The sequence below is a fragment of the Devosia sp. genome (genome assembly GCF_965229025.1).
In the GTDB taxonomy this organism is placed as follows: Bacteria; Pseudomonadota; Alphaproteobacteria; order Rhizobiales; family Devosiaceae; genus Devosia_A.
In genome coordinates, this window is the sequence record NZ_OZ245853.1 from 200866 (window position 1) to 224069 (window position 23204).

General features: G+C 62.7%; 27 protein-coding genes. 12 read left to right on the top strand and 15 right to left on the bottom strand.

The window, feature by feature from the left end:
- Positions 1 to 95: 95 nt before the first annotated feature.
- The 5 genes from ACO06J_RS00990 to ACO06J_RS01010 all read right to left on the bottom strand — a co-directional run bounded on the left by ACO06J_RS00990 (position 96) and on the right by ACO06J_RS01010 (position 5994).
- The gene (locus ACO06J_RS00990; RefSeq protein WP_421758835.1) at positions 96 to 1676 is read right to left on the bottom strand and encodes a DUF882 domain-containing protein; all 1581 of its coding nucleotides are present in this window, start codon (positions 1674 to 1676) and stop codon (positions 96 to 98) included.
- A 311-nt stretch (positions 1677 to 1987) separates the two neighbouring features.
- On the bottom strand, positions 1988 to 3661 hold the full coding sequence (locus ACO06J_RS00995) for a L,D-transpeptidase family protein (RefSeq protein WP_421758836.1): 1674 nt from the start codon (positions 3659 to 3661) through the stop codon (positions 1988 to 1990).
- Positions 3662 to 3833: 172 nt separating this feature from the next.
- A complete protein-coding gene (locus ACO06J_RS01000) occupies positions 3834 to 5318 on the bottom strand; it encodes a sigma 54-interacting transcriptional regulator (RefSeq protein ID WP_421758837.1) in 1485 nt (494 codons plus the stop codon).
- 116 nt (positions 5319 to 5434) lie between these two features.
- On the bottom strand, positions 5435 to 5722 hold the full coding sequence (locus ACO06J_RS01005; RefSeq protein WP_421758838.1) for a type II toxin-antitoxin system RelE/ParE family toxin: 288 nt from the start codon (positions 5720 to 5722) through the stop codon (positions 5435 to 5437).
- Positions 5710 to 5994, bottom strand: coding sequence for a CopG family ribbon-helix-helix protein (locus ACO06J_RS01010; protein WP_421758839.1), 285 nt, complete (start codon positions 5992 to 5994; stop codon positions 5710 to 5712). The genes ACO06J_RS01005 and ACO06J_RS01010 overlap by 13 nt, the downstream gene beginning before the upstream one ends.
- Positions 5995 to 6114: 120 nt before the next feature.
- Here ACO06J_RS01010 and ACO06J_RS01015 point away from each other — a divergent pair, with 120 nt between their 5' ends.
- The 6 genes from ACO06J_RS01015 (at position 6115) to ACO06J_RS01040 (ending at position 11764) form a co-directional block, all read left to right on the top strand.
- The gene (locus ACO06J_RS01015; RefSeq protein WP_421758840.1) at positions 6115 to 7947 is read left to right on the top strand and encodes a M3 family oligoendopeptidase; all 1833 of its coding nucleotides are present in this window, start codon (positions 6115 to 6117) and stop codon (positions 7945 to 7947) included.
- Positions 7948 to 7970: 23 nt separating this feature from the next.
- Complete coding sequence (locus ACO06J_RS01020; RefSeq protein ID WP_421758841.1) at positions 7971 to 8219, top strand: aa3-type cytochrome c oxidase subunit IV; 249 nt, start codon at positions 7971 to 7973, stop codon at positions 8217 to 8219.
- Positions 8220 to 8297: 78 nt separating this feature from the next.
- Complete coding sequence (locus ACO06J_RS01025; RefSeq protein ID WP_421758842.1) at positions 8298 to 9452, top strand: Re/Si-specific NAD(P)(+) transhydrogenase subunit alpha; 1155 nt, start codon at positions 8298 to 8300, stop codon at positions 9450 to 9452.
- A gap of 10 nt (positions 9453 to 9462) precedes the next feature.
- The gene (locus ACO06J_RS01030; RefSeq protein ID WP_421758843.1) at positions 9463 to 9792 is read left to right on the top strand and encodes a proton-translocating transhydrogenase family protein; all 330 of its coding nucleotides are present in this window, start codon (positions 9463 to 9465) and stop codon (positions 9790 to 9792) included.
- A complete protein-coding gene (locus tag ACO06J_RS01035) occupies positions 9792 to 10361 on the top strand; it encodes a hypothetical protein (RefSeq protein WP_421758844.1) in 570 nt (189 codons plus the stop codon). Before ACO06J_RS01030 ends, ACO06J_RS01035 begins: the two co-directional genes overlap by 1 nt.
- Positions 10358 to 11764 carry an NAD(P)(+) transhydrogenase (Re/Si-specific) subunit beta gene (locus tag ACO06J_RS01040; protein WP_421758845.1) on the top strand — a complete coding sequence of 469 codons (1407 nt, stop codon included), beginning with the start codon at positions 10358 to 10360 and terminating at the stop codon, positions 11762 to 11764. The genes ACO06J_RS01035 and ACO06J_RS01040 overlap by 4 nt, the downstream gene beginning before the upstream one ends.
- 53 nt (positions 11765 to 11817) lie before the next feature.
- Here ACO06J_RS01040 and ACO06J_RS01045 read toward each other — a convergent pair whose 3' ends face one another.
- Positions 11818 to 12849, bottom strand: a complete 1032-nt coding sequence (locus ACO06J_RS01045; protein ID WP_421758846.1) for an aldo/keto reductase — start codon at positions 12847 to 12849, stop codon at positions 11818 to 11820.
- 125 nt (positions 12850 to 12974) lie between these two features.
- On the opposite strand from ACO06J_RS01045, the gene ACO06J_RS01050 reads away from it, so the two are divergent.
- Positions 12975 to 13559 carry a TetR/AcrR family transcriptional regulator gene (locus ACO06J_RS01050; RefSeq protein ID WP_421758847.1) on the top strand — a complete coding sequence of 195 codons (585 nt, stop codon included), beginning with the start codon at positions 12975 to 12977 and terminating at the stop codon, positions 13557 to 13559.
- Positions 13560 to 13584: 25 nt separating this feature from the next.
- Here the strand turns inward: ACO06J_RS01050 and ACO06J_RS01055 are convergent, their stop codons facing one another.
- A complete protein-coding gene (locus ACO06J_RS01055) occupies positions 13585 to 14496 on the bottom strand; it encodes a LysR family transcriptional regulator (RefSeq protein ID WP_421758848.1) in 912 nt (303 codons plus the stop codon).
- 91 nt (positions 14497 to 14587) lie between these two features.
- On the opposite strand from ACO06J_RS01055, the gene ACO06J_RS01060 reads away from it, so the two are divergent.
- Entirely contained in the window at positions 14588 to 15460 is an 873-nt protein-coding gene (locus ACO06J_RS01060; RefSeq protein ID WP_421758849.1) for an aldo/keto reductase family oxidoreductase, read from the top strand.
- Here the strand turns inward: ACO06J_RS01060 and ACO06J_RS01065 are convergent, their stop codons facing one another.
- Positions 15461 to 15877: a MarR family winged helix-turn-helix transcriptional regulator gene (locus ACO06J_RS01065; protein WP_421758850.1), complete on the bottom strand. Its 417-nt coding sequence runs from the start codon at positions 15875 to 15877 to the stop codon at positions 15461 to 15463.
- Positions 15878 to 15963: 86 nt separating this feature from the next.
- On the opposite strand from ACO06J_RS01065, the gene ACO06J_RS01070 reads away from it, so the two are divergent.
- The 3 genes from ACO06J_RS01070 to ACO06J_RS01080 all read left to right on the top strand — a co-directional run bounded on the left by ACO06J_RS01070 (position 15964) and on the right by ACO06J_RS01080 (position 18372).
- The gene (locus tag ACO06J_RS01070; protein ID WP_421758851.1) at positions 15964 to 16746 is read left to right on the top strand and encodes an alpha/beta fold hydrolase; all 783 of its coding nucleotides are present in this window, start codon (positions 15964 to 15966) and stop codon (positions 16744 to 16746) included.
- A gap of 77 nt (positions 16747 to 16823) precedes the next feature.
- Complete coding sequence (locus tag ACO06J_RS01075; RefSeq protein ID WP_421758852.1) at positions 16824 to 17477, top strand: DsbA family oxidoreductase; 654 nt, start codon at positions 16824 to 16826, stop codon at positions 17475 to 17477.
- A gap of 70 nt (positions 17478 to 17547) precedes the next feature.
- Complete coding sequence (locus ACO06J_RS01080) at positions 17548 to 18372, top strand: alpha/beta hydrolase (protein WP_421758853.1); 825 nt, start codon at positions 17548 to 17550, stop codon at positions 18370 to 18372.
- Between the two features lie 247 nt (positions 18373 to 18619).
- Here ACO06J_RS01080 and ACO06J_RS01085 read toward each other — a convergent pair whose 3' ends face one another.
- The 5 genes from ACO06J_RS01085 to ACO06J_RS01105 all read right to left on the bottom strand — a co-directional run bounded on the left by ACO06J_RS01085 (position 18620) and on the right by ACO06J_RS01105 (position 21570).
- Complete coding sequence (locus ACO06J_RS01085) at positions 18620 to 19087, bottom strand: DUF992 domain-containing protein (protein ID WP_421758854.1); 468 nt, start codon at positions 19085 to 19087, stop codon at positions 18620 to 18622.
- A 193-nt stretch (positions 19088 to 19280) separates the two neighbouring features.
- Positions 19281 to 19523, bottom strand: a complete 243-nt coding sequence (gene rpsU / locus ACO06J_RS01090; RefSeq protein ID WP_421758855.1) for a 30S ribosomal protein S21 — start codon at positions 19521 to 19523, stop codon at positions 19281 to 19283.
- A 154-nt stretch (positions 19524 to 19677) separates the two neighbouring features.
- The gene (locus ACO06J_RS01095) at positions 19678 to 20766 is read right to left on the bottom strand and encodes a 5-(carboxyamino)imidazole ribonucleotide synthase (RefSeq protein ID WP_421758856.1); all 1089 of its coding nucleotides are present in this window, start codon (positions 20764 to 20766) and stop codon (positions 19678 to 19680) included.
- Positions 20759 to 21220, bottom strand: a complete 462-nt coding sequence (gene purE / locus ACO06J_RS01100; protein WP_421762419.1) for a 5-(carboxyamino)imidazole ribonucleotide mutase — start codon at positions 21218 to 21220, stop codon at positions 20759 to 20761. The genes ACO06J_RS01095 and purE overlap by 8 nt, the downstream gene beginning before the upstream one ends.
- Positions 21221 to 21354: 134 nt before the next feature.
- Positions 21355 to 21570 carry a YdcH family protein gene (locus ACO06J_RS01105; RefSeq protein WP_421762420.1) on the bottom strand — a complete coding sequence of 72 codons (216 nt, stop codon included), beginning with the start codon at positions 21568 to 21570 and terminating at the stop codon, positions 21355 to 21357.
- A gap of 179 nt (positions 21571 to 21749) precedes the next feature.
- Between ACO06J_RS01105 and ACO06J_RS01110 the strand changes: the two genes are divergently transcribed.
- Positions 21750 to 21923 (top strand): YdcH family protein, encoded by a 174-nt coding sequence (locus ACO06J_RS01110; RefSeq protein ID WP_421758857.1) that lies wholly within the window; start codon positions 21750 to 21752, stop codon positions 21921 to 21923.
- 84 nt (positions 21924 to 22007) lie between these two features.
- On the opposite strand, the gene ACO06J_RS01115 is transcribed toward ACO06J_RS01110, so the two are convergent.
- The gene (locus ACO06J_RS01115) at positions 22008 to 22397 is read right to left on the bottom strand and encodes a VOC family protein (protein ID WP_421758858.1); all 390 of its coding nucleotides are present in this window, start codon (positions 22395 to 22397) and stop codon (positions 22008 to 22010) included.
- Between the two features lie 8 nt (positions 22398 to 22405).
- The gene (locus ACO06J_RS01120) at positions 22406 to 23176 is read right to left on the bottom strand and encodes a sulfite exporter TauE/SafE family protein (RefSeq protein WP_421758859.1); all 771 of its coding nucleotides are present in this window, start codon (positions 23174 to 23176) and stop codon (positions 22406 to 22408) included.
- Positions 23177 to 23204 lie beyond the last annotated feature (28 nt).

A 23204-nucleotide genomic window follows, 5' to 3' on the forward strand; every position in this document is an offset into this window, starting at 1 on the left:
GCGATAGAGACTTAGAGATTGCTGCCTGCCATTGCAACGGCAAGCGGCGGCGCGCAAGCAAAAGCTGGATCACTCTTGTCGATGACGGCTACTGACTAGAGGCCTGCAACCAGCAGCGGCGTGCCCGTTACGAAGTGATCGTAGGCGGGGATTGCGGCATCAACGGGGATGAAGGCGACACGACCGGTGAGCGGACCGAGCTCGGTGGTCTTTTCGAGGTAGCCCTCGGCCTCGGTCATTTCCGCCCAGAAGGCGGTTTGCATTTCGACCGGCTGCACCAGCGTCTCGTTGACGTGGTCGATCTCTGGGGCGACGAGTTCGATATCGCGCAGTTCGATTGAGGCGTTTGACTGCCGGCGGGCGACGAGATCCTCAAGGGCATCGGCCATCAGTGTGGGCGCGCCGGCGCCGCTGAGGGCGCTGAAGGTCTTGTCGAACATGCCGCTCAGGCCGTTGAGGCCCTTGGTGTCACCGAGCGAGGCGGTCTGCATCGCGCCGGGGTCAAGCGGCTGCGACTTCTTCATGGGCAGGTCGGGCAGCGAGGCGGTGGTTTCGCGCTCAATGATCATCTTGAGCGCTAGTTCAGCGCCCGGCTCCTGATTAGCGGGAGCATAAGCTGCGACGAGGTCATCTGCCTGCGCCGGGGCGGGTGCCTCGAGAGCGGTGAGCGCAGCAAGGGCGGTCTGGCCATCATCTGCACCCAGCGGTGAGCGGGTGGCGAGCTTGATGCGCGGCGATTTGACCGCCGGTACGGGCGCGCCGAGCTGATCCCACTTGGAGTAATCGCCGTCAGCCGAGGCGACAGCCAGCGTCTTGGGCCGGAACACTGGAACTGGCGCTGCTACCGCAATGCTCTGTACTTGCCGCTGCGCCGGCATTTCGGCTGAGGCGAGCAGCACTTCGGCAGTGCCGTTATAGAGGTTCTCGGGCTTGTCGGCCGGGATCGGGGCAATCTCGCCGGAATTGTTGGCAAGCATGATGCCCGGATTGGTATCGAAGGTGATGCCGCCATCACACGGGACCGTGTGGCACTTGGTCCACTGCGCCTGGGCGTAGGCACGGCCGGCGGACGAGAGCGGCTTGCCGTCGACCGGCAGATGCAGGGTCTTGCCGTCGGGGAAGACTTTTTCCAGTTGAGCGCGGGTCATGCGCGGCCAGGCACGCACATTGCCGGTGTCCATGTGGACAAAGGGGCTGCCGGACGTGGGGTAATAGCCGACGCCGCCGACCTGGTGGCGCATCGCGGTGGCGCGGAGCTTGGCAAGGTTCACGCCTGGGATGAATACGTCCATCGCCTTGCCGCGCATATGCTGGCTGTTTTCCGCCACTGCCGACGATTTGGCGCGCAGCATCGCGTTGGTCTTGGGGGCGCGATAGGATGAGACGATGTTGTAGGGCTGGGTGGCGCCGACTTCCTGGTAAACCTCCCACAGGAGATCGAACAGGGCCGGATCCATCTTGATCTGGTCTTTGGTGCGCCAGTCGGCGAGGAAAACGTTCATCTGCTTCAGGACGGCCTGGTCGTACTTGCCGTTGCGCTTGAAGGTAAAATAGGCCGTTTCGCCGGTATGGGTGTGGTGCAGATAGAGGGTGCGGGTGCCGCCATTGTCGACCTGCGAGCCGCCATTGGCTGTAGCGGGCACGACGCTCGGGGGGAGCAATACGGTCAAAGCCATCACGGCCGCAAACAGCAGCCTCGGCAGTCTCCGCAGAGTGGATATCAAACTTCCCGACACGCCCCGAACAACCCGTTGCTACTCAGTCGATAGGCACTCAACATAGCGCCAACTCGATGAGGAATTGTTAACGCTAACGCCGGGTAACCGCCCTCAGCAGCCCCCTACAAACTCTTACATAGGAATAAAACGCGGCCGAACCAAGGCTCAATTCCTAAGCAGTCGTAAACGCTTGGGTCCGGATACCAAGAAAAAGGGCCAGCCCGTGAGAGGGCTGACCCGTTGATCTTAGGCCCGTAGTGAGCGGACGCCTATTGGTTCAGGAGTTCTATCAACCGCTTGTTGGCGCCATAGACGTCACCATAGGAGCGGATCTTGCCGTCTTCATCGACCCGCAGCGTGAAGTAGGAGATGTGGACCGGGATGTGGTTCTGGAGGTTGAGCCACTTCTCCTTGTCGCCGATCATCTTTTCAATCGTGGCGACCTTGATGTCGGGTTCGAGCGCCAGCAGGGCAGCGGCGAAATCCATTGGATTTTCAACGCGCACACAGCCGTGGCTATAGGCACGGAAGGAGCGCGCGAACAGCGACTTGGATGGCGTGTCGTGCAAGTAGACATCGTGCTCGTTGGGGAACAGGAACTTGATCTGGCCCAGCGCATTGCCGCCACCCGGCTTCTGCCGGATGTGGAAATTGTTGATGTTGGTCTGCGTCCAGTCGATCGCCGAGGCGTTGATCACCTTGCCGCCGGACAGCATTTCCATGTTCTGGCTGTCGAGATAGCCCGGGTTCGCCAAGAGGTGCGGCTTGATCTCGTTGGTGGCGATCGAAGGCGGCACGTTCCAGTAGGGGTTGACGACGATATGCTCGATCTCGTCGTTGAACACCGGCGTCTGGTTCTGCGGGCGGCCGACGACGACGCGGGTGGTATGCGCCACCTGGCCGTGATCCATGATCCAGAGGCGGAACTCGGGGATATTCACCGTGACCTGGAAATCGCCGTAATCGTTGGGCTCCCAGCGCCAGCGCTCCATATTGGCGATGATGTCTTCCTTGGTGGTCGCTGAGCCACCATTGAGGGCAGCGATCGTCGCGGGGCCGATCGCGCCGTCAGCGTTGAGACCGAGGCCCTCCTGGAAATCCTTCACTGCCGCCACCAGCGCGTCGTCGTAGTTGATATCGACAGTGGCGGTGGTGCCGGCGGTCTCCGGAATATCGGGCTCGGCGACATTGAGGCGCTGGCGCAGCAGGGTGACGCGCTCGTCCTTCATGCCGGGCTTCAGCAGCTTGCCATCGGGGATGACGACAGCGGCATCGATCACCGTCTCATCGTAGAACTTGGCGAGCGCCGCCTTCAACCCGAGGAATTCCTTTTGCGTCGGCGACAAGCCGAGCAGGATCTTGTCCGGCTCGGTGCTGGCGGCCAGTTGCACCAGGATTTCGGCTTCGTTGATGCGCTTGGGGGTGATCGACCATTCTTTGTCGACATCGCGCGGGTTGATGCGGCCGCCATAGGCGTCCTGCGCATACTTGATCGCGGCGGCGGAGAAGGCGGTTTCGAGCTCTGCGAGCTTGGTCGGGTCGGTGCCGGCGGCGGTGACGTCAAGCGCGGGCGTCAGATAGTCGGACGGCCGGAAGCCTTCGCGCTCGGCGTTCTTGAAGACCTCGATAATCTTTTCGGCGTTGGGCGAGAACGACACCTTGCCGTCGGCTTCCTGCTTCAGCCAGATCGGTTCGAAATGGCGGGCGCCATAAAAGAAGTAGAGCTTCTGAGTCTGGTCGTAGGTGCGCGTGCCCTTTTCGGCGGAAGAGTACGCAGTCGAGAGCCCGGCCTTGATGATGCGCGCCAGCGGCGTCTGTGGTGGTGCGATGACGACGCGGGTCGCCTCGATGCCGGCGACTGTAACGACCTCCTGGGCGTATCCGCACAGGGGTGTCATCAGCGCTACGCCACCCGCCAACAGAAACGCCTTCAATCCAGACATCAAACAGCTCCGTGCCCTTTTAGGGCTGGCAAAAACATTGGGGCGCGCCGCGGGGGAGGAGGCGCTTGGCCCTCACAATGATTTTGCTTAGCCCACATTCCTTAACGCTGACAATTCCTCGCGATTTTGTGAGAGCGGTCTGTGGATTTAGAGCAACGGTTTGTCGCCGCTCTCAGGCCGCATCGCTCACCAAATCTTCGTCCAGTCCATACTCACGCAGCTTGCGATAAAGGGTCGAGCGACCGATCCCCAGAGCGCGGGCCACGCGTGACATGCGGTTGCCGTAGTGGGCGAGGGCAAACACGATCAGGTCGCGTTCGACATCGGCGAGGGCTGCAACCTGGCCATCGCTGGCGATGAAGCGATCCGGGACGCTGTCCACTCGCACGCCATCGCGTTGCTGTGTGCTAGCGGTGTCGATGTGAACGGGGGCTGAAGAGCGGGTTGCCGCCTGGGTAAGCGTGAGGAGTTCGGGCCTACCCTGGGTGCGCGACAGGACTTGCGGGAAATCCACCGGCTCCAGCACCGGACCCTCCGCGAGGATCACCGCCCGGTAGAGGACGCTTTCGAGCTCAGCAGTATTGCCCGGCCAATCATAGGATTTGAGCAGTGCCAATGCAGGTTCCGAGACGCCGGCGACGCGCTTGCCTGCTTCGGCGGCGAGCCGGATGGCAAGGTGGCTGACCAGCGGCGCGATGTCCTCGGCGCGATCACGGAGCGGCGGCACGTAGATCGGGAACACATTGAGTTGATAAAACAGGTCTTCGCGGAACGCCCCGGCCTTGGTGAGGTTCAGCAGCCGCCGGTTGGTGGCGCAGATGACGCGGACATTGACGCGCATCGGCCGTTCCGCGCCGAGGGGGTGCACTTCGCCCTTTTGCAGAACCGTCAGCAGTTCGGCTTGAGTTTCGAGCGGCAGTTCGCCGATCTCGTCGAGAAAGATGGTGCCGTTGTGAGCCTCGACGAACTTGCCAGGCTGATCGGCATGCGCACCGGTGAAGGCGCCACGGCGGTGTCCGAACAGAATCGAATGGATCTGGTTGGCGGGCAGCGCCGCACAATTGACCACCACGAAGGTCTTGCCGGCGCGGTCGCCCGAGCCATGCATGGCGCGCGCCAGCATCTGCTTGCCGACACCGGGCTCGCCTTCGAGCAACACGGGGATCGTACCCCGCGCGGCCTTGGTGCAGAGCGAGACAACGCGATCCATGCCGGGAGCATTGGTGACGACATCGGTTAGGCTGAGCGTACCGGTGCGGCGGCTGCGGTCGGTGCGGACAAGGCTTTCGAGTTCACCGAGCTTCAGCGCATTGCGCAGCGAGACCTGGAGGCGCTCTGGCATCACCGGCTTTACGATGAAATCGATGGCGCCGTGGCGGGTCGCGGCGGTGACCGAATCGAGCGACGTCTGCGCGGTCTGGACGATCACCGGGGTGGTGAGGTTTTCGCGGCGCATGCTTTCGAGCACGGCCATGCCATCAAGATCGGGCATCACCAGATCGAGCACCATGGCGCCGATGCCGGGGTCAGCACGGAGAAAATCCAGCGCCTGCCGGCCACTGGTTGCCGTTACGGCGGCATAGCCAGCGCGGCTCGCGAGCTCGGCAGTCAGGCGCAACTGCACCACATCATCGTCAACTATCAGAACGCGCGTCATGAGCCCCTTGGGTATTATCTTTGCCCGATCAACCTCGCGGTCGAATCGTGCTGTGCCGTTTTGACCCAGCATGGTTTGCGGGAGTTAAGGGGCGATTAAGGCTAAGGAATTCGGTATCAGTACCCGGCTTGGCGCATGTGCCTGATAGCCGCGATCACGACGACATCGTCTGCGAACCGATAGCGCACCAGGTAGCCGCTGGCTCCGAAGGCAATCGGCAGTTCCCTGACATCGAGTGAGTCTTCAACTGGCCGGCCGGCTTCCGGAAACTGCAACAGCAGGTTGACGCCTTCGCGGATGGTCTGGAGAGCCCGCCGTCCCGCAAGGTCGCTATGCGGCTGAAGAAAATCATAGAGTTCCGACAGGTCGCGTCGCGCGCGCTGAGACCAGATCAGCTGTGGCATTCAGGCAGGTCGGTCTTTTCGCCCGAAAGAACTTTTTCGAACCAGGATTCGACCTCGACGTGCGTTAAATGAAGCCCTGTGCGGTCGTACTCCAATAGGGCATCGTCGGCGTCCCGGGCAAACTGTTCGCGCCGTTCCGTGCGCTCGACATATTCGCTGATCGCCTGCTTCATGAGCCAGTGGGCAGAGCGTTGCTGGCGCTCAGCGATATGGTCGAGCCGGTCTTTGACGTCCCGGTCGAGTTTTATGCTGGTCGTCGCCTTGCCTGCCATTGAAACCTCCCGGTAACACCTATTACTACCACGCCGGACGGCTCACCGCAAACCAGCCGCTTCACATCCATCGGCACGATGGCTAAGGTCGCGCCGCTTTGAATTGCCTTGAGGTGATCTATGTCGTCCCGCCCGCTGCCACGCGCTCCTGAAGTTTCGGCCCAGAAGGGGCATAACCAGTTTGGCGCGCTGCCGGAGTGGAACCTTGCCGACCTTTACTCGAGCAACGACGCGCTGGAACTGAAGGCGGATCTCGCCAAAGCGCAAGCCGAGGCCAAGGCGTTCGAGGCTGACTATAAGGGTAAGCTCGAAGCCACGGCGCAGGCCGGCAAGCTGATCGAGGCGATCAGCCGCTATGAAGCCCTAAGCGATCTTTCGGGCCGCATCGGCAGCTACGCGTTCCTGCAGTACGTGCGGAACACGCAGGACCCGGACAAGGTCAAATTCCTCGGCGATCTCAGCCAGGCGTTGACGGATCTTTCCACCGGGCTGATCTTTTTCGGGCTGGAACTCAACCGGGTCGACGACGCAGTGCTGGAAGCAGCTCTCGCGAGCAATTCTGCGCTCGGCCGCTACCGGCCGTGGTTCGCCGAACTGCGCAAGGCGAAGCCCTACCAGCTCGACGACAAGATCGAAGAATTGTTCCACGAAAAGTCGGTAACCGGCGCTTCGGCCTGGAACCGGCTGTTTGATGAAACCATGGCGAGCCTCAAGTTCGAGGCCAATGGCGAAGAGCTCAATCTCGAAGGCGTGCTGAACCTGCTCTCCGATCGCGACCAGACGCTGCGAGAGGCAGGGTTCACCGGGCTCTCGAAGACGCTGCACCAGAACGAGCGGCTCTTTACCCACATCACCAACGTGCTGGCCAAGGACAAGGAAATTTCCGACCGCTGGCATGGGTTCAAGGATATTGCCGATAGCCGCCACCTCGACAACTCGGTCGAGCGCGAGGTCGTCGACGCGCTGCAGGCTGCGGTGCGCGAGGCCTATCCCCGGCTCAGCCACAAATACTATGCAATGAAGGCCAAGTGGTTCGGCAAGGCGCAGCTCAACGCCTGGGACCGCAATGCACCGCTGCCGACCAGCGACGAGCGTATCTACGACTGGCAGGCGGCGAAGAGCACCGTGCTCGACGCCTATGGTGCGTTTTCGCCCAAGCTCGCTGAAATCGCAGCGCCGTTCTTTGAAAATGGCTGGATCGATGCGCCGACCAAGGCCGGCAAGTCGCCCGGTGCTTTCGCGCATCCCACCGTGCCATCGGCGCATCCGTATCTGATGCTCAACTATCTGGGCAAAGCCCGCGACGTGATGACGCTGGCGCACGAGCTCGGCCATGGTGTCCACCAAGTGCTAGCGGGTGAGCAGGGCGCGCTGATGGCGCCAACGCCGCTGACGCTGGCCGAGACCGCATCGGTGTTCGGTGAGATGCTGACCTTCCGCTCGATGCTCAGCAAAACCACCGACAAGAAGCAGCGCTTTGCGATGCTCTCGAGCAAGGTGGAGGACATGCTCAACACCGTGGTGCGGCAGATCGCGTTCTACAGTTTCGAGCGCGAAGTGCACACGCGGCGCAAGGCGGGCGAGCTGACGACGCAGGATCTCAACCAGATCTGGCTCGATATCAGCGCCGAGAGCCTGGGGCCGTCGATCAAGCTTAACGAGGGCTATGAGGTGTTCTGGGCCTATATCCCGCACTTCATCCACTCGCCGTTCTACGTCTATGCGTACGCCTTCGGCGACTGTCTTGTGAATTCGCTCTATGCCCAGTATGAGAAGTCAAATGAGGGCTTTGCGGAGCGGTATTTCGAGCTCCTCAAGGCCGGGGGAAGCAAGCACCATTCCGAGTTGCTCAAGCCATTCGGGCTCGATGCGCGCGATCCCAAATTCTGGTCCCTGGGGCTCTCGATGATCGAGCGCCTGATCGCCGAACTCGAGGCGACCGACCCGAACTGAACTGAGACGCTATTGAGGATCTGATGGCCAAGAAACCTGCCACCGCCCATGCCGACGCCCTTCCCCCGTCCATGGACTACGCCCAGCACAACGCCACCTATGCCGGCTTCATGAGCATGGTGAAGTACGGCATCGCGTCTGTCGCGCTGATCGTGCTCGCGCTTTATGCCTTTATCGAGGGGCACCAGCCGCTCGTCGGCGTTATTTTGCTGCTGCTGATTCCCGTGGGGATTGTCGGGGCGACGGTGATGGGATCGCGCCGCAGCGCCTAAGCGCAAGACCAAGCTTTCGCCGGGGTTCCACGGCGTCGCCGTGAAGTCGCCGGTGCCGGATTGCATCTGGAGACGTTCATGAAGATTGCAGTGCTGCGCGAACGCGCTGATGGCGAAACCCGCGTCGCGGCAACGCCCGAAACTGTCGGCAAGCTGATCGGGTTTGGCGCGAGCGTTTCCATCGAGGCGGGGGCAGGGGCCCTGGCTCGCTTCCCGGATGCGGATTACGCTGCCGCAGGCGCGACAGTCGAGGCAGACGCTGCGACTGTGCTCAAGGGTGCCGACGTCGTTTTGACGGTGCGCCGTCCCGCCGCGTCGAACCTCGCCGGTGTCGCCGATGGCGCGCTGGTTATCGGCATCATGGACCCTTACGGCAATGAAGGTGACATCGTTGCCCTCGCCGGTGCAGGCGTCACCACGGTGGCTATGGAGTTCATGCCGCGCATCACCCGCGCTCAAGTCATGGATATTCTCTCCAGCCAGGCCAACCTCGCTGGATATCAGGCCGTGATCGATGCTGCAGTGCAGTTCGACCGCGCCATGCCGATGATGATGACCGCTGCAGGTACGGTGCGCCCGGCCAAGGTGTTCGTCATGGGCGCGGGCGTTGCGGGTCTTCAGGCCATCGCGACGGCAAAGCGCCTTGGCGCCGTAGTTTCGGCGAACGACGTGCGCCCTGCCGCCAAAGAACAGGTCGAGTCTCTCGGTGGCAAGTTCATTGCCGTCGAGGACGAAGAATTCAAGCAGGCCGAGACCGCCGGCGGCTACGCCAAGCAGATGAGCCCCGAGTATCAGGCCAAGCAATCGGCGCTGACGGCGCAGCATATTGCCAAGCAGGATATTGTCATCACCACCGCGCTGATCCCGGGGCGCCCGGCCCCCAAGCTGATCACCAAGGCGATGGTCGAGTCGATGGCGCCAGGTTCGGTGATTATCGATCTCGCGGCCGAGCGCGGCGGCAATGTCGAATTGACGCAGCCCGGGCAGGTGTTCGTCACCGCCAACGGCGTGACCATCGTGGGCTACACGAACGTGCCCGGCCGCGTGGCGACGTCAGCCAGCCAGCTCTATTCGCGCAATCTCAGTTCCTTCCTCGAGACGCTGATCGACAAGAAGGAAAAAAAGCTTGCCGTGAACTGGGACGACGAGCTGGTGAAGGCCACCGTGCTCACTCGCGGCGGCGCTGTCGTCCACCCCAATATCAAAGTGCCGGCAGCGGCACAGAACGGCTGAGGAGCTAGAGATGGGCGCGATCGATCCCTTCGTCTTCCAACTGGCGATCTTTGTCCTCGCCATATTCGTGGGCTATTTCGTCGTCTGGGCCGTGACCCCGGCGCTCCATACGCCGCTGATGAGCGTGACCAATGCGATCTCGTCGGTCATCGTCGTGGGTGCGCTGCTTGCGGTTGGCGTGGCGCAGGTTGGCGAGCCCAGCTGGGCCAGCAAGATCTTTGGCTTTTTTGCTCTGATCCTGGCCAGCGTAAACATCTTCGGTGGCTTCCTTGTTACCCAGCGCATGCTGGCGATGTACAAGAAGAAGGACAGTCCGGCGAAGCCGGCCGGGGGGCACTGATGCGGCGCTTTCTTCGCCTCGCGGCGGCGGCCTGGCTCCTGGGCCTTCTGGCAGTCCCGTCGGTTGCACAGACGTTGTCGCCGAAGGATCGGCTTGAGTCAGCGCAGTATTTTGCGCTGGTCAATCGCATCGACAGCTTCAACGCCGCCATGGAAGCTGGCGACATGGTGCAGATCATGGGTGTGGTGCCGCCCAAGGTGCTCGACAAGATCGCCACAACCTACGGCGTGACCAAAGAGCAACTGGTGGCTGCGACCCAGGAGCAGTTTACCGAGGTGATGAAGACGGTGACGTTCGTCTCTTTCAAGATGGACCTTGAGTCCGCCACCTTCTTTGTGCTGGCTTCCGGTGCCCCCTATGCGCTGATCCCCACCGAGACCGTGATGGACCTCGGGGCAAATGGCGGCAAGATGCGCGCCACGGCGTCGACCCTCGGGCTGCTCGATGGTGACACCTGGTATCTGGTGCGCACCGAAGACGGCCAGCAGGTGCAGATGCTGAAGGAAATCTACCCCGAATTTGCCGATGTGGAATTTCCCAAAGGCGCGATGGAGCCCGTGACCGAATGATTTCCGCTGATATCGCCGCGCTGCTCTATCTGGTTGCAGGTGTGCTGTTCATCATGGCGTTGCGCGGACTTTCCAGCCCCGCCACCGCCCGGCAGGGCAACCGCTTCGGCATGTTCGGCATGGGCATTGCGATCCTGACGACGCTTGCCGTCGCCGGGCCGACCGATCCGCTCAGCTGGGCGCTGATCATCGGCGGCCTCGCCATTGGCGGCGGCATCGGCGCTTATATGGCGCGCACGGTGAAAATGACCGACATGCCGCAACTGGTCGCGGCCTTCCATTCGCTGGTCGGCCTTGCTGCAGTGTTCGTGGCGGCTGCGGCGCTCTACGCGCCTGCGGCGTTCGGCATTGGTGAGGTGGGGCATATCCATCCACCCTCCTTGATCGAAATGAGCCTCGGCGTCGCCATTGGCGCGTTCACGTTCACCGGCTCGGTGATCGCGTTTTTGAAGCTCAACGGCAACATGAGCGGCAAGCCGATCATGCTGCCCAACCGCCACTCCATCCACATCGCGCTCGGGGTGGTGCTTCTGGTGCTGATCGCGGCGTTCTTTTCGACGGCCAATCCGGTGCTGTTCTGGTTGATCACCATCGTGGCGCTGGTCCTCGGCGTCTTGATGATCATCCCGATCGGCGGCGCCGACATGCCGGTGGTGGTGTCGATGCTCAACTCCTATTCGGGTTGGGCCGCAGCGGGCATCGGCTTCACGCTGGGCAATACCGCACTGATCATCACCGGCGCGCTGGTCGGCTCGTCGGGCGCTATCCTCAGCTACATCATGTGCCGGGCGATGAACCGCAGCTTCATTTCGGTGATCCTAGGCGGCTTCGGCGGCGACACCGCCGCGGCCGCTTCGGGCGAGGAAGAAAAGCGCCCGGTCAAGCAGGGCGCGGCAGACGATGCGGCCTACCTCATGAAAAACGCCAGCAAGGTGATCATCGTCCCCGGCTACGGCATGGCGGTGGCACAGGCCCAGCACGCGCTGCGCGAAATGGCGGATCTGCTCAAGGCTGAAGGCGTCTCGGTCAAATACGCCATCCACCCGGTGGCCGGACGCATGCCTGGGCACATGAACGTGCTGCTCGCCGAAGCAAACGTTCCCTATGACGAAGTGTTCGAGCTTGAGGACATCAATTCCGAGTTCGCCCAGACCGATGTGGCCTTCGTCATCGGCGCCAATGACGTCACCAACCCTGCCGCCAAGACCGACAAGACCTCGCCGATCTACGGCATGCCGGTGCTGAACGTCGAGGATGCAGGCACGGTGCTGTTCATCAAGCGCGGCATGGCGGCGGGCTATGCCGGCGTCCAGAACGAGCTGTTCTTCCGCGACAACACCATGATGCTGTTCGGCGACGCCAAGAAGGTCACCGAGGACATCGTCAAGGCGCTGGGGCACTGAGCCTTCAGTTCTTCGAATGCAAAGGGCCGCCTCGTGGCGGCCCTTTGCATGACTCACGCCGCGGCGCGTTCCCCGGCCGGACGCCGCCGCAGTGTCGGTGTGGTCACCACAGGCGGCTGGTAGTTGGCTTCGTTGATGCCGACATCGAAGCCGGGAGGCGCGATGGCGTCGATCCGGTCCAGCACTTCGTCACTTAACCGCAGTTCTGCCCCTGCCAGCAGATCGTCGAGCTGCTCCATGGTCCTCGGTCCGAGGATGGCCGAGGTTACGCCCGGATGCGCCATCACGAAGGCCATCGCCAAATGTGTGAGCGACATGCCGGCCTCCGCCGCCAGCGGCAGGAGTTGCTCGACGGCATCAAGGCTGCGCTCGTTGCTCATCTGTTTCGGCATAAACTTCACCCGAATCGAATCGGGCAGCGGTTGCCCTTTGCGGTAGCGGCCGGTGAGCAGGCCCTTGCTCAGCGGGCTCCATACCATCACCCCCATGCCGTAACGCTGCGCGGTCGGCAGCATGTCACGCTCGATGCCACGATCGAGGATGGAGTAGGGCGGCTGTTCAGTGCGGAACCGCGCCAGCCCGCGCTTCTCGCTCACCCACTGCGCCTCGACGATCTCGGACACGGGAAATGTCGATGAACCGATTGCCCGCACCTTGCCCGCGCGGATCAGGTCGGTCAGCGCCGAAAGTGTCTCCTCAATGTCGGTGTCCGGTACCGGCCGATGTAGCTGGTAGAGATCGATGTAATCGGTGCCGAGCCGCTTCAACGAGCCGTCGACTGCCTGCATGATCCAGCGGCGCGAGCCGCCCTGCTGGTTTACGTCCTCGCCCATCGGCGCGTAGAATTTCGTCGCCAGCACGACCTTGTCGCGTCGGCCCTCCAGCGCCTTGCCGACGATCTCCTCGCTCTCGCCGTTGCTGTAGCGGTCGGCCGTGTCGATGAAATTGATCCCGGCGTCGAGCGCTCGATGGATGATTCGGACGCTATCCTCGTGGTCGGGGTTACCCAGTTTGCCGAACATCATCGCGCCCAGCGCATAGGGGCTCACTTTGATGCCGGTGCGCCCCAGCGTGCGGTACTGCATTTTGCCTATCCTTCAGAAAATGAGGTGCCGCCCGTTGCCGCAGGTGCGGCGCGGTGTCATATAAGCGGAACAGCATTCCGTATTCATATACGGAACAACGTTCCGTTTGCAAGAGGCATGGCACATTGAGCACCGGCACGTCCGGCGACAGGCGAGGTCGCGCGCCGCGCGCCGACGCACAGCGCAACATTGACGCACTGCTCCTTGCTGCTCGTGAGGTGTTCGCCCGCTCCGGCGTTGATGCGCCGGTGCGCGAAATCGCCGAGGCCGCGGGGGTTGGGGTTGGCACGCTTTATCGACATTTCCCGCAACGGTCCGACCTCATCGTTGCGGTATTCCGCGGCGCCGTTGACACCGCCGCCGATGCCGCACCGGTGGTCGCCGCGCAGTACCCGCCGGGTGAGGCGGTGGCCCAATGGATGCAGCGCTTTGTGGATTTCATCGGCACAAAGCGCGGTCTTGCCGCCGCACTGCACTCCGGCGATCCGGCCTTCGCCTCACTGCCCGGCTACTTCCAGGAGCGCTTCCACCCAGCGCTCGAGCAACTGCTCGACGCTGCGGTTGCTGCAGGCGAGATGCGCCCCGACATCGACCCTGCCGATCTTCTCACCGCTGCTGCCCACCTCGCCCACAGCGACGTGGAGCAGGGGCGGAGGATGGTGGCGCTGCTGCTGGATGGGCTCAGGTACGGAGCGGGCAAGGGCGCCTAAGGGCCTCCTGACCTTACCCTCGCGTTCACGCATTCGGCCCGACTGGCCGCTTGATGAAATCCACAAAGGCCCGCAGTGGGGCGGGAACGAGCCGACGCCCGGGGTAGTAGAGGAACGGCCCCGAAAAGCGCAGCCACCATGGCTCCAGTACGGGCTCCAGCGCGCCGCTCAGCAAATGGGGGCGCAGCCAGTCTTCGAATAGCCCGATGATGCCCAGCCCGGCTATTGCCGCATCGATGGCGAGTTCGGTGCCGCCGCCAGCCTGCACCACGAGCGGACCAGGCGGGTCGATGCGGACGACCTCCCCGTTGCGCTCGAATTCCCAAGGCCAGATGGCTCGGCCGGCAAAGCGGCCTGGGAGGCAGGCGTGCTGCAGCAGGTCGCGCGGGTGTTGCGGCCGGCCACGGCGGTCGAGATAGGAAGGTGACGCGGCGGTGGCGTAGCGTTGTGTGCGCGGCCCGATTGGCACCGCAATCATGTCCTGCTCGAGACGCTCTTCATAGCGGATACCCGCGTCGCAGCCGGCTGCGATCACATCAACAAAGCTCTCATCGGTGAGAACCTCCATCCGGATCTCCGGATACTCGGTGAGGAACGCCGGGACGATCGCCGGCAGGACCAGACGCGCGGCGCTCACAGGCACATTGAGCCGCAACAATCCGGCGGGCCGGTCGCGAAAACTGTTCACCGCATCGAGTGAAGCTTTGACCTCCAGCATGGCCGGCCGCAGCCGGTCCAGCAGGCCCTGGCCGGCTTCGGTTGGCACTACGCTGCGGGTGGTGCGATTGAGGAGCCGAACCCCCAGTTGCGCCTCAAGGCGCCGGACGGCCGCGCTCAGATGTGAAGCGCTGGTGCCTTTCGAGCGCGCTGCCTGCCGGAACCCCCCGGCGGAGGCGACGGCAAGGAAGGAAGTCAGGTCACCGAGATCGGCATTCATTGTGCGCGCTCCTGCACAGCCCGTGTCTATTGTAACCAGTTATCGTTTAGCGAGACAGCGCCTAACTGTGGTGCCCAATCAGGAGAGCACTATGTCCAGTATCGAAACAGCGGGCACCTATCGCCTCGGCAATCGCAATGTGAAGCGGCTCGGCTACGGCGCCATGCAGCTTGCCGGCCCCGGCGTCTTCGGCCCGCCGAAGGACCGCGCTGCGGCAGTTGCGGTGTTGCGCGAGGCCCTGGCGCGCGGCGTCGATCACATCGACACCAGCGATTTCTACGGTCCGCACGTCACCAACCAGATCATCCGTGAGGCGCTCCACCCCTATGCCGATGACCTGACGATCGTCACCAAGATCGGTGCGACGCGCGGGCCCGATGGTTCGTGGAACCCGGCATTTTCGGCCGAGGCGCTGACCGAGGCGGTGCATGATAACCTCCGTAATCTCGGGCTCGAGGCGCTCGACGTCGTCAACCTGCGGGTGATGTTCAGCGTGCACGGCCCGGCGGAAGGCTCGATCGAAGCGCCACTGACCGCCCTTGCTGCACTGCAGCAGCAGGGGCTGGTCCGTCACATCGGGCTCAGCAACGTCACGGCGGCTCAAATTGAAGAGGGCCGGAAGATCACGGATATCGTCTGCGTACAGAACCAGTACAACCTGGCGCACCGGGGCGATGACGCGTTGATCGACGCGCTCGCCCGCGACGGTGTCGCCTATGTGCCGTTCTTCCCGCTGGGTGGCTTTTCACCGTTGCAATCATCGGTGCTGACCGAGGTGGCCGCAGATTTGGGCGCGACACCGATGCAGGTCGCGCTGGCCTGGCTGCTGCGGCGGTCACCCAATATCCTCCTCATCCCCGGCACATCGTCCGTCACGCATTTGAGCGAGAATCTCGCGGTGGCGGATCTGGTCGTGCCCGATGAGCAGATGGCGGCGCTGGATGGAGTTGCGGCGGCGGCCTGATTAGCCTTCGGACCCGAGCAGGTGCTGCAGGATGCGCTGCAGGGCCTGCCGGTCCGTCTCTGAGAGCGGGGCAAACAGTTCGGTGCGCACTTGCCCCGCAATTGCGTTGCCCTCCTCCAGCAGCCGCGCGCCGTTCGGGGTGAGCCGGTGCTCGATCTTCCGCCCCGCTCCGGCCCGCCGTTCAATGAGGCCCTGCGCTTCCAGCCGATTTGCGAGCGTGCCAAAGGCCTGGTCGGACTGAAATGTAGCCGCGGCCAGATCGTGGGCGGAGGCGCCTTTGGTGCGGTCTATGGCGCGCAGGGCATCCCATTGCACCACGGTGGACCCAACGGCTGCGAGAGCCCGTTCGAGGGTGCGGTGCTGCCGATGCTGTGCTGCCTTTATCGCGCGTCCAAGGGGCTCGAGATCCGTCGTCATCGCGGCAACTCCGTGTGCGTTCTGCAGGCTTGCGAACATATCAACATATTGATATACGTATATTGATAAGAAACCAAGGAAGTGCCATGCCCGCCACCGAGACGCAAGTGTTCTCCGATCTTTCCATCAGCTTCAGACTTCAGGGCATCGGGCGGCCCATTCTGGTGCTCCACGGCGGGGGCGGGCCCGCCACTGTTACCAGTCTGGCAGACCATCTGGCACAGGCCGGTGAGGTCATCGTCCCCACCCATCCCGGGTGGAATGGCACGGCGCGCCCGCCTTGGCTCGATAGTATCGACGAGGTGGCGATGCTCTATCTCCGCTTGCTCGCCCAGCGCGGCCTGAAGGACGTCCTCGTGGTTGGCTCCTCAGTGGGTGGGTGGATCGCCATGCAGATGGCGTTTCGCGACCATGGCGGCCTCGTGGGGCGTCTGGTGCTGATCGATGCGGCGGGAATTGACGTGGCCGAGCACCCGATGGTCGATTTCTTCGCCCTCGACCCACGCGGCATAGCCGAGCACTCCTACCACGAGCCGGAAAAATTCTTCGTCGATCCCGCCAGCTTACCGGCAGAGCGCGTGGCGGCAGTGCGGGCCAATATCGCAACGCTGCGGGCGCTCGCTGGTGCGCCCTACATGCACGATCCGAAGCTCAGACTGCGGCTGCGCGACATCGGCAACCCGGCGCTGGTGCTCTGGGGAGAGAGTGATCGAGTTTTTACCCCGGGCTATGGCCGCGCCCTGGCGGACGGGCTGCGAAACGCCCGGTTCGCTCTCATCGAGGGAGCCGGCCACCTGCCACAGATCGAGCAGCCGGCGCAGACTTTCGCAGCGATTGACGCGTTTCTCGCCGAGGCATCACTCTCCTAGGCACATCAAAGTGCGTACTTGCACCCTGTGGGGAGAGACGCCATTTGTGGCGCTTCCCGTTTGCCGAGGCGCGCGCTGTGACCAAAACCGTCAAGATTGATCTGTTCACCGACACTGTCTGTCCGTGGTGCCTCGTCGGCGCCGAGCGGCTCGACCAGGCGATTGCGCGCCTGCCTGAGGGTGTGGAAGTGGTGGTGGAAAACCATCCGTTCTATCTTGATCCCAATACGCCCGACGAAGGTGTCGTGGTCGCCGACATGTTGCGCGAAAAATACGGGCGCGACCCCAGGGAGATGTGGGCGCGGGTCGAAAGCGAGGCCAAAAGCACTGGCATCGAGCTCGATCTCAGCCAGCAGCCTCGGTCGTTTCCGACCCGCAAGGGCCACACGCTGGTGCGGCTTGCCAAGGACAAAGGCACCCAGCACGCGCTCTCCAATGCCATCGCCTGGGCCTATTTCATGGATCACCAGTTGATCAATGACGATGAGGTGCTGGCCGATATCGCGGTCGAGCACGGGTTCACCCGTGACGAGGCCCTGGCGGCGGTGCGGAATCCGGCTGAGTTGCAGATCACCCACGAACTGGCGGTTTCCGCCGCCCAGCAGGGTATCCAGGGCGTGCCGTTCTTCATCTTCGACAACCGCTTTGCGGTCTCCGGCTGCCAGCCGGCGGAGGTGTTCGACCGGGCGCTGGATCTCGCGGTGCACCCCGAAAAGCCGGTCAACGCCTAGCGATCAGGCGCCCACTGCACTAGGTTCACTCCCCTGGGGAACCGGGAGGACGGGTGTCGTGGCAGTGCGGATGAATAAATGGCTGCGACGGGCGCTGGTGGGCGTCCTCGTGGCGGTGGTGGTGGTCTATGTGGCCATTCTCGCCATTGTCTACGTGTTCCAGCGCGATCTGCAGTACGACCGGTCCGGCCGGGTGTTCGAACTCAGCGAAACCAAGCTGAGTGGCGCCGAACTCGTCACCATCCCCAATCTCGATGGCTCGAGCATTACCGGCTGGTACCAGCCGCCGGCGGCCGGCAAACTGCTGATCCTCTACTTTCGCGGCAATGCGCAGAGCTTTTCGCGCGAGCATGAGCGCTACGAGGCGTTCGTGCAGGCGGGCTATGGGTTCCTCGCCTTCGACTATCGCGGCTTTCCCGCCTCGCCCGGCGAAGTGACAGAGGCGCATGTACTGGCCGATGGTCTTGCGGCGTATGACTGGGTGAAGGCGAAGGGCTATCCCATCGTGATCTGGGGACGTTCCCTCGGTTCGGGCCCTGCCACTTATGTCGCGAGCCAGCGTGAGTCCGATGCCCTACTACTCGAGACACCGTTTGATTCCGCAGTGGCCGTGGCGGGGGACCGTTATGGGTTCCTGCCGGTCGATCTGCTGATGAGCGACCAGTACCATGTCGACCAGTGGATCAAGGACGTGACCGAGCCGGTCTATGTGGCGCACGGCACTGCCGACCGCACAATCGGTGTCGCGCATGGCGAGCGCGTCTATGCGCTGGCGCCGAACAAGGATGAGCTCTGGATCGAACCGGGTGCCGATCACACTGACCTCTGGGCCCGCGGCATCTGGGAACGGGCCGAAGCGTTCTTTGTCCGCTCGGAAGCGAAGCTGGGGCGGTAGGGTAGGCTAAGGCAAAAGAAGGCCCCCTCACCCGGCCCTTCGGGCCGACCTCTCCCCCAGAGGAAGAGGTAACGAGATGGCGTGATCGTGCCTCAGCTCACCTCTCCCTTGGGGAGAGGTCGACGCGTAGCGTCGGGTGAGGGGGCCTTCTCTCGCTCTGGAAAAACCCCAGTTCCGCAATCCAACACCCAAAACGAAAGCGCCGGCCCTTGCGGACCGGCGCTTCAGAAGTCTGATTCTGGTCAGATTAGTTGAGCGTCAGGCCAGCGAAGGCCACGGAGTAGTTCAAGCCGACCTGGCCCTGAATGCTCCACGGCTGCAGAGCGTAGCCCTTGTTCGAACCTCCAACGAGGAAGTTGCCGCCAAGGCCGACGCCAACGGTGGCTTCAGCCGAACCGCCGACATAGGTGCCAGCCAGCGAGCCGGGGCCGTACTTGGTCGAGGAGCCGGAGAATACCAGCCAGACGATCTCGGTGGCGCCGGTCACGCCGATATCGATGCCAAGCTTCTTGATGTTGCCGTCATAGTGCTCGGTCTTGTGGCCATCGCGGTGGAACGAGCAGCTCATGTCCTTGGACGAGGCAATGATCAGGCCGATGCCCGGCTCGACGGTGCAGGTCAGCACGCCGACCTTGACCTGGGCGGCGGCCTGGGCGGCCGGAGCGATAGCGAGCAGCGAGATAGCGGCAACAGCCGCGGTGAACAGTTTATTCATGGAGAGCTTCCCTCAACGGTTGATACGTTAGTTCGTTTGACCCCGTGGGTCTCAGTGTATCCGCTGCCGCCAACGGAACAAGACCCGTATAAGTTCCGACCAATCGCAAGATTCAGGCAATATTCCGGCGATGTGATGCAAAAACGCCGCCTTGTAGGGCGGCGTGTCTGAACTCAATCTGAACGCTAGGCTCTTATGGCCTGGCGGGACGCGCCACTGCGGTCGGGGCGGGCAGACCACCCTCGCGCTGCGCACGCTTGCGAGCGAGCTTGCGAGCCCGGCGAACGGCTTCCGCCTTCTGGCGGGCCTTCTTCTCGGACGGCTTCTCGTAGTAATTGCGCAGCTTCATCTCGCGGAAGACGCCTTCGCGCTGAAGCTTCTTTTTCAGTGCGCGAAGCGCCTGATCCACATTGTTATCGCGAACAACTACTTGCAAGCGCAACCGCCCTTCGGAAAATCGTCATATGTTGTTTGATGAAGACGCCTTGGCCCATAGGACCCAAGCGCCGACCGACCGAGCCGGTCACGTTGGTGCGGCTATATAGGCCAATCAGAAAGGCTTGTCCACACTGTGCGGCGCCAGAAAACGCTTACTTTGCGCGCTTTTTCACGGCTACGCGGTTGATATGGCCCATCTTGCGGCCCTTGCGCGACTCGGCCTTGCCATAGGCATGGGGCCGGATGCCGGTGACGAGCTTGTGCGGGATGGCGCCGATTTCGTCGCCGATGAGGTTCTCCATCACCACGTCGGCAAGGCGCGTGGGGTCGCCCAGCGGCCAGCCGAGCACGGCGCGGATGTGCTGCTCGAACTGATCGGTGATGCACACCGCCTCGGTCCAGTGGCCGGAATTGTGGACGCGGGGGGCGATCTCGTTGACCAGCAGCTTGCCGTCCGGCAGCACGAAGAACTCGACCCCGAGCACCCCGACATAGTCGAGCGCGGTAACGATCGCGGTGGCGATCCTGGTCGCCTTTTCAGCGGTCTTCTTGCTGATAGCGGCAGGAACCGTGCTGGTCTTGAGGATATGGTCGCGGTGGAGGTTCTCTGCAGGATCGAAGGCGGCGACTTCCCCGGCGCCATTGCGCGCCACCACCACCGATATTTCCTTATCGAAGGCGATAAAGCCTTCAAGCACCAGCGGGTGGGGGACAAGGACCTCGAAAGCGTGCGCCGCTTCTTCCATGTTGCGCACGATGCGCTGGCCCTTGCCGTCATAGCCGAGCCGCGTGGTCTTCAGCACAGCGGGCGCGCCGATCTCTTCGAGCTCGGCCTCCAGCCGGTCGAGGTCGGATATCGCTGCAAACGGCGCGACCGGAATGCGGTTGATGGTGAGGAATGCCTTTTCAGCCAGCCGGTCCTGCGAAATCGCCAGTGCATTGGCGCCGGGGCGGAGCGGCTTCAGATGGCTGAGGAACTGTGCGGTTCGCGCCGGCACGTTCTCGAATTCATAGGTGACAACATCGACCGCGGCAGCAAACGCTGCAAGCGCCGCTTCGTCATCATAAGCGGCGACGGTCTTGTGCGGAGTGACCTCGAAGGCCGGGCTTTCGGGGTCGGGGCAGAAGATATGGGTCTTCATCCCCAGCCGCGCCGCGGCCAGCGCCAGCATGCGACCCAGCTGTCCACCCCCGAGGATGCCAATGGTGCTGCCTTGCGGGAGGGGAGAAATGTCATTCATCGGTGGGGAAATCTGCAATCGAGGCCGTCTGGCTCCGGCGGAAGTCATCCAGTGCATCGGCGATATCGTTGTCGCTGAGGGCGAGAATCGCTGCAGCGAGGAGGGCGGCGTTGACCGCGCCGGCGCGACCGATGGCGAGGGTTCCGACCGGGATGCCCGGCGGCATCTGGACGATCGACAGCAGGCTGTCCTGGCCGCCCAGTGCCTTGGTCTCGGCCGGCACGCCGAGGACCGGCAGCGGCGTCAGCGCGGCGACCATGCCGGGCAGGTGCGCGGCACCACCTGCGGAGGCGATGATCACCTTGAAACCCTCTGCGCGCGCGCCCTTGGCGAAGGCGTACATGCGCTCGGGCGTACGGTGGGCGGAAATGATGCGCGCCTCGTAGTCGATCTTCAGCGCATCGAGCGTTTCGGCAGCGTGGCGGAGGTTTGGCCAGTCGGACTGGCTGCCCATGATGATGGCGACAGGCGGAGATGACGGCACGGTGCAGGTCCCCAACAAAGAGCGCGGGCGTGTCAGGCGACAATCCCTAGAGTGACGGAGGAATTGTGCAAGGGTTTTGCGGCCGTGCCGGGAAAATTCTCCGGTCAGGCGATGATGTCGGGCAGCAGGATGTTTTCCAGCTGCGTGATGCGGTCCTTGAGCGCCAGCTTTCGCTTTTTCATGCGCTGCAGCAGCATCTGGTCCGCATAGCCGGAGGCTGAAAGCGTGTGGATGGCGGCGTCGAGATCCGCGTGTTCCTGGCGCTTTGCAGCCAGTTCGAGGCCGAACGCGGCTTCCTGTTCCTTGGTGAGCGGCAGCATCGGAGCGTTCGGAATGTCCCAGTTCAGGTGCACTTGTGCGTCACGAACGGTTAACTGAAGACACTAAGAATTGCACCTGCTTTTCAACTTGTGACTACGTGCGAACCCCTTGTGGGTCGACAGAGCGTGAATTTTTTGTGACGATAGATTCGCCCGAACAATGCTGGAGAGGAGTTGTCATGACAACTGAAGGCCACATCGAAGCGCTGGCGCGACGCCACCGGGAAATCGATCGCAAGATCGAAAGTGAACTGACCCACCCAAGCCACGACGATCTCTACATCGCTGCGCTCAAGCGCAAGAAGCTCGAGATCAAGGACGAGCTGAAGAAACTGCAGACTGCCGACGCCTGATCAGGCAAACGGCTGCAATTGGTGCAAGGCCACGGTTCTCACCGCGGCCTTTTTTTGTTGCCGATTTTCCGGGAACGATGACGGCTAGACCGTGAAGTCGTTGATTTCGAACCAGTAGCCGTTGGGGTCCTGTAGAAACACCGCCCGCATGCCGTCAGGCCGGACATTGACGGCGCCAACCGTCCCGGCCATGTCGGAATAGACCGCGCCGACCGACTGGAAATGGCGCAGCGCCGCATCGAAATCCGGGGCGCTGAGCGCAATATGGGTGCGCTTTTCCACGTGCGTCTTCGAGATATCGCCCGCCTGGACATGAAAGCGCTTGTTGCCGCCGATCTCGAACCAGCGGACATGCGCCCCGCCCATCGGGTTGGGGATCTCCTCGATCCCCAAGACGCGGGTCAGGAAATCCGCCGTCTGATCGAGATCGCGGACGAGAAGGGCAATGTGATCAAGCCGGTAAGCGACAGCCATGGTGAGCCTCAGGCGACATGCGAGGTGAAGAACACCCCCATCGCGCCATCATAGATCAGCTTGAGGGCGAGGAGGAAGACCAGCCAGTAGGTCAGTTGGTAGAAGCGCTTCACTGAAATGCGGCGCACCAGAAGAACCCCCAGCAGCACCCCCACGATTGCCACCGGCACGAGGATCGCGGCGTGAGTCAGGTTGGCGACATTGAGCTGGCCGAGGAAGAAATAGGGCACCAGCTTGGCGGAGTTGACGATGGCGAAAAAGAACGCCGTCGTCCCCGAAAAGATCACTGGGGACAGTTTTTGCGGCAGCACATAGATCTGGAACGGCGGGCCGCCGGTGTGGCTGATAAAGCTGGTGAAACCGGCAAAGCCGCCCCAGAACGTGCCCCAGGGCTTTGACGGCGGCAGGCCGAGGAGTTTCTTCCGGATCGGCAGCAGCGCATCGAGGATGAACAGCAGGGTCAGCACACCGACAAACAGCAGCACCATGTCGTCGGAGACAAAGCTCCACAGCACCCAGCCGATGATGGTGCCCACCATGGCGCCGGGAAGCATGATCTTCAAAATGCGCCAGTCGGCGTCCTTGCGGTAGGTCCAGACCGCGATGGCGTCCATCACCAGCAGCAGCGGCAGCATCATGCCTGCGGCGTCGCGCGCCGGCATCACGAGGCTCAAGAGCGGCACACCAACCATACCGAGGCTGCCGACCAGCCCGGATTTGGACAGGGCGACAATGAAGATGGCCAGGACCGCGACGGTCCAGAAGTAGATATCGGGCATGATCAGGGGAAAACCGGGCGGAATGTGA

Coding starts and splice junctions, on each gene's coding strand:
- ACO06J_RS00990 (WP_421758835.1), bottom strand. CDS start 1,676: ATGGCTTTGACCGTATTGCTCCCCCCGAGCGTCGTGCCCGCTACAGCC.
- ACO06J_RS00995 (WP_421758836.1), bottom strand. CDS start 3,661: ATGTCTGGATTGAAGGCGTTTCTGTTGGCGGGTGGCGTAGCGCTGATG.
- ACO06J_RS01000 (WP_421758837.1), bottom strand. CDS start 5,318: ATGACGCGCGTTCTGATAGTTGACGATGATGTGGTGCAGTTGCGCCTG.
- ACO06J_RS01005 (WP_421758838.1), bottom strand. CDS start 5,722: ATGCCACAGCTGATCTGGTCTCAGCGCGCGCGACGCGACCTGTCGGAA.
- ACO06J_RS01010 (WP_421758839.1), bottom strand. CDS start 5,994: ATGGCAGGCAAGGCGACGACCAGCATAAAACTCGACCGGGACGTCAAA.
- ACO06J_RS01015 (WP_421758840.1), top strand. CDS start 6,115: ATGTCGTCCCGCCCGCTGCCACGCGCTCCTGAAGTTTCGGCCCAGAAG.
- ACO06J_RS01020 (WP_421758841.1), top strand. CDS start 7,971: ATGGCCAAGAAACCTGCCACCGCCCATGCCGACGCCCTTCCCCCGTCC.
- ACO06J_RS01025 (WP_421758842.1), top strand. CDS start 8,298: ATGAAGATTGCAGTGCTGCGCGAACGCGCTGATGGCGAAACCCGCGTC.
- ACO06J_RS01030 (WP_421758843.1), top strand. CDS start 9,463: ATGGGCGCGATCGATCCCTTCGTCTTCCAACTGGCGATCTTTGTCCTC.
- ACO06J_RS01035 (WP_421758844.1), top strand. CDS start 9,792: ATGCGGCGCTTTCTTCGCCTCGCGGCGGCGGCCTGGCTCCTGGGCCTT.
- ACO06J_RS01040 (WP_421758845.1), top strand. CDS start 10,358: ATGATTTCCGCTGATATCGCCGCGCTGCTCTATCTGGTTGCAGGTGTG.
- ACO06J_RS01045 (WP_421758846.1), bottom strand. CDS start 12,849: ATGCAGTACCGCACGCTGGGGCGCACCGGCATCAAAGTGAGCCCCTAT.
- ACO06J_RS01055 (WP_421758848.1), bottom strand. CDS start 14,496: ATGAATGCCGATCTCGGTGACCTGACTTCCTTCCTTGCCGTCGCCTCC.
- ACO06J_RS01060 (WP_421758849.1), top strand. CDS start 14,588: ATGTCCAGTATCGAAACAGCGGGCACCTATCGCCTCGGCAATCGCAAT.
- ACO06J_RS01065 (WP_421758850.1), bottom strand. CDS start 15,877: ATGACGACGGATCTCGAGCCCCTTGGACGCGCGATAAAGGCAGCACAG.
- ACO06J_RS01070 (WP_421758851.1), top strand. CDS start 15,964: ATGCCCGCCACCGAGACGCAAGTGTTCTCCGATCTTTCCATCAGCTTC.
- ACO06J_RS01080 (WP_421758853.1), top strand. CDS start 17,548: ATGAATAAATGGCTGCGACGGGCGCTGGTGGGCGTCCTCGTGGCGGTG.
- ACO06J_RS01085 (WP_421758854.1), bottom strand. CDS start 19,087: ATGAATAAACTGTTCACCGCGGCTGTTGCCGCTATCTCGCTGCTCGCT.
- ACO06J_RS01095 (WP_421758856.1), bottom strand. CDS start 20,766: ATGAATGACATTTCTCCCCTCCCGCAAGGCAGCACCATTGGCATCCTC.
- purE (WP_421762419.1), bottom strand. CDS start 21,220: ATGGGCAGCCAGTCCGACTGGCCAAACCTCCGCCACGCTGCCGAAACG.
- ACO06J_RS01105 (WP_421762420.1), bottom strand. CDS start 21,570: ATGCTGCCGCTCACCAAGGAACAGGAAGCCGCGTTCGGCCTCGAACTG.
- ACO06J_RS01110 (WP_421758857.1), top strand. CDS start 21,750: ATGACAACTGAAGGCCACATCGAAGCGCTGGCGCGACGCCACCGGGAA.
- ACO06J_RS01115 (WP_421758858.1), bottom strand. CDS start 22,397: ATGGCTGTCGCTTACCGGCTTGATCACATTGCCCTTCTCGTCCGCGAT.
- ACO06J_RS01120 (WP_421758859.1), bottom strand. CDS start 23,176: ATGCCCGATATCTACTTCTGGACCGTCGCGGTCCTGGCCATCTTCATT.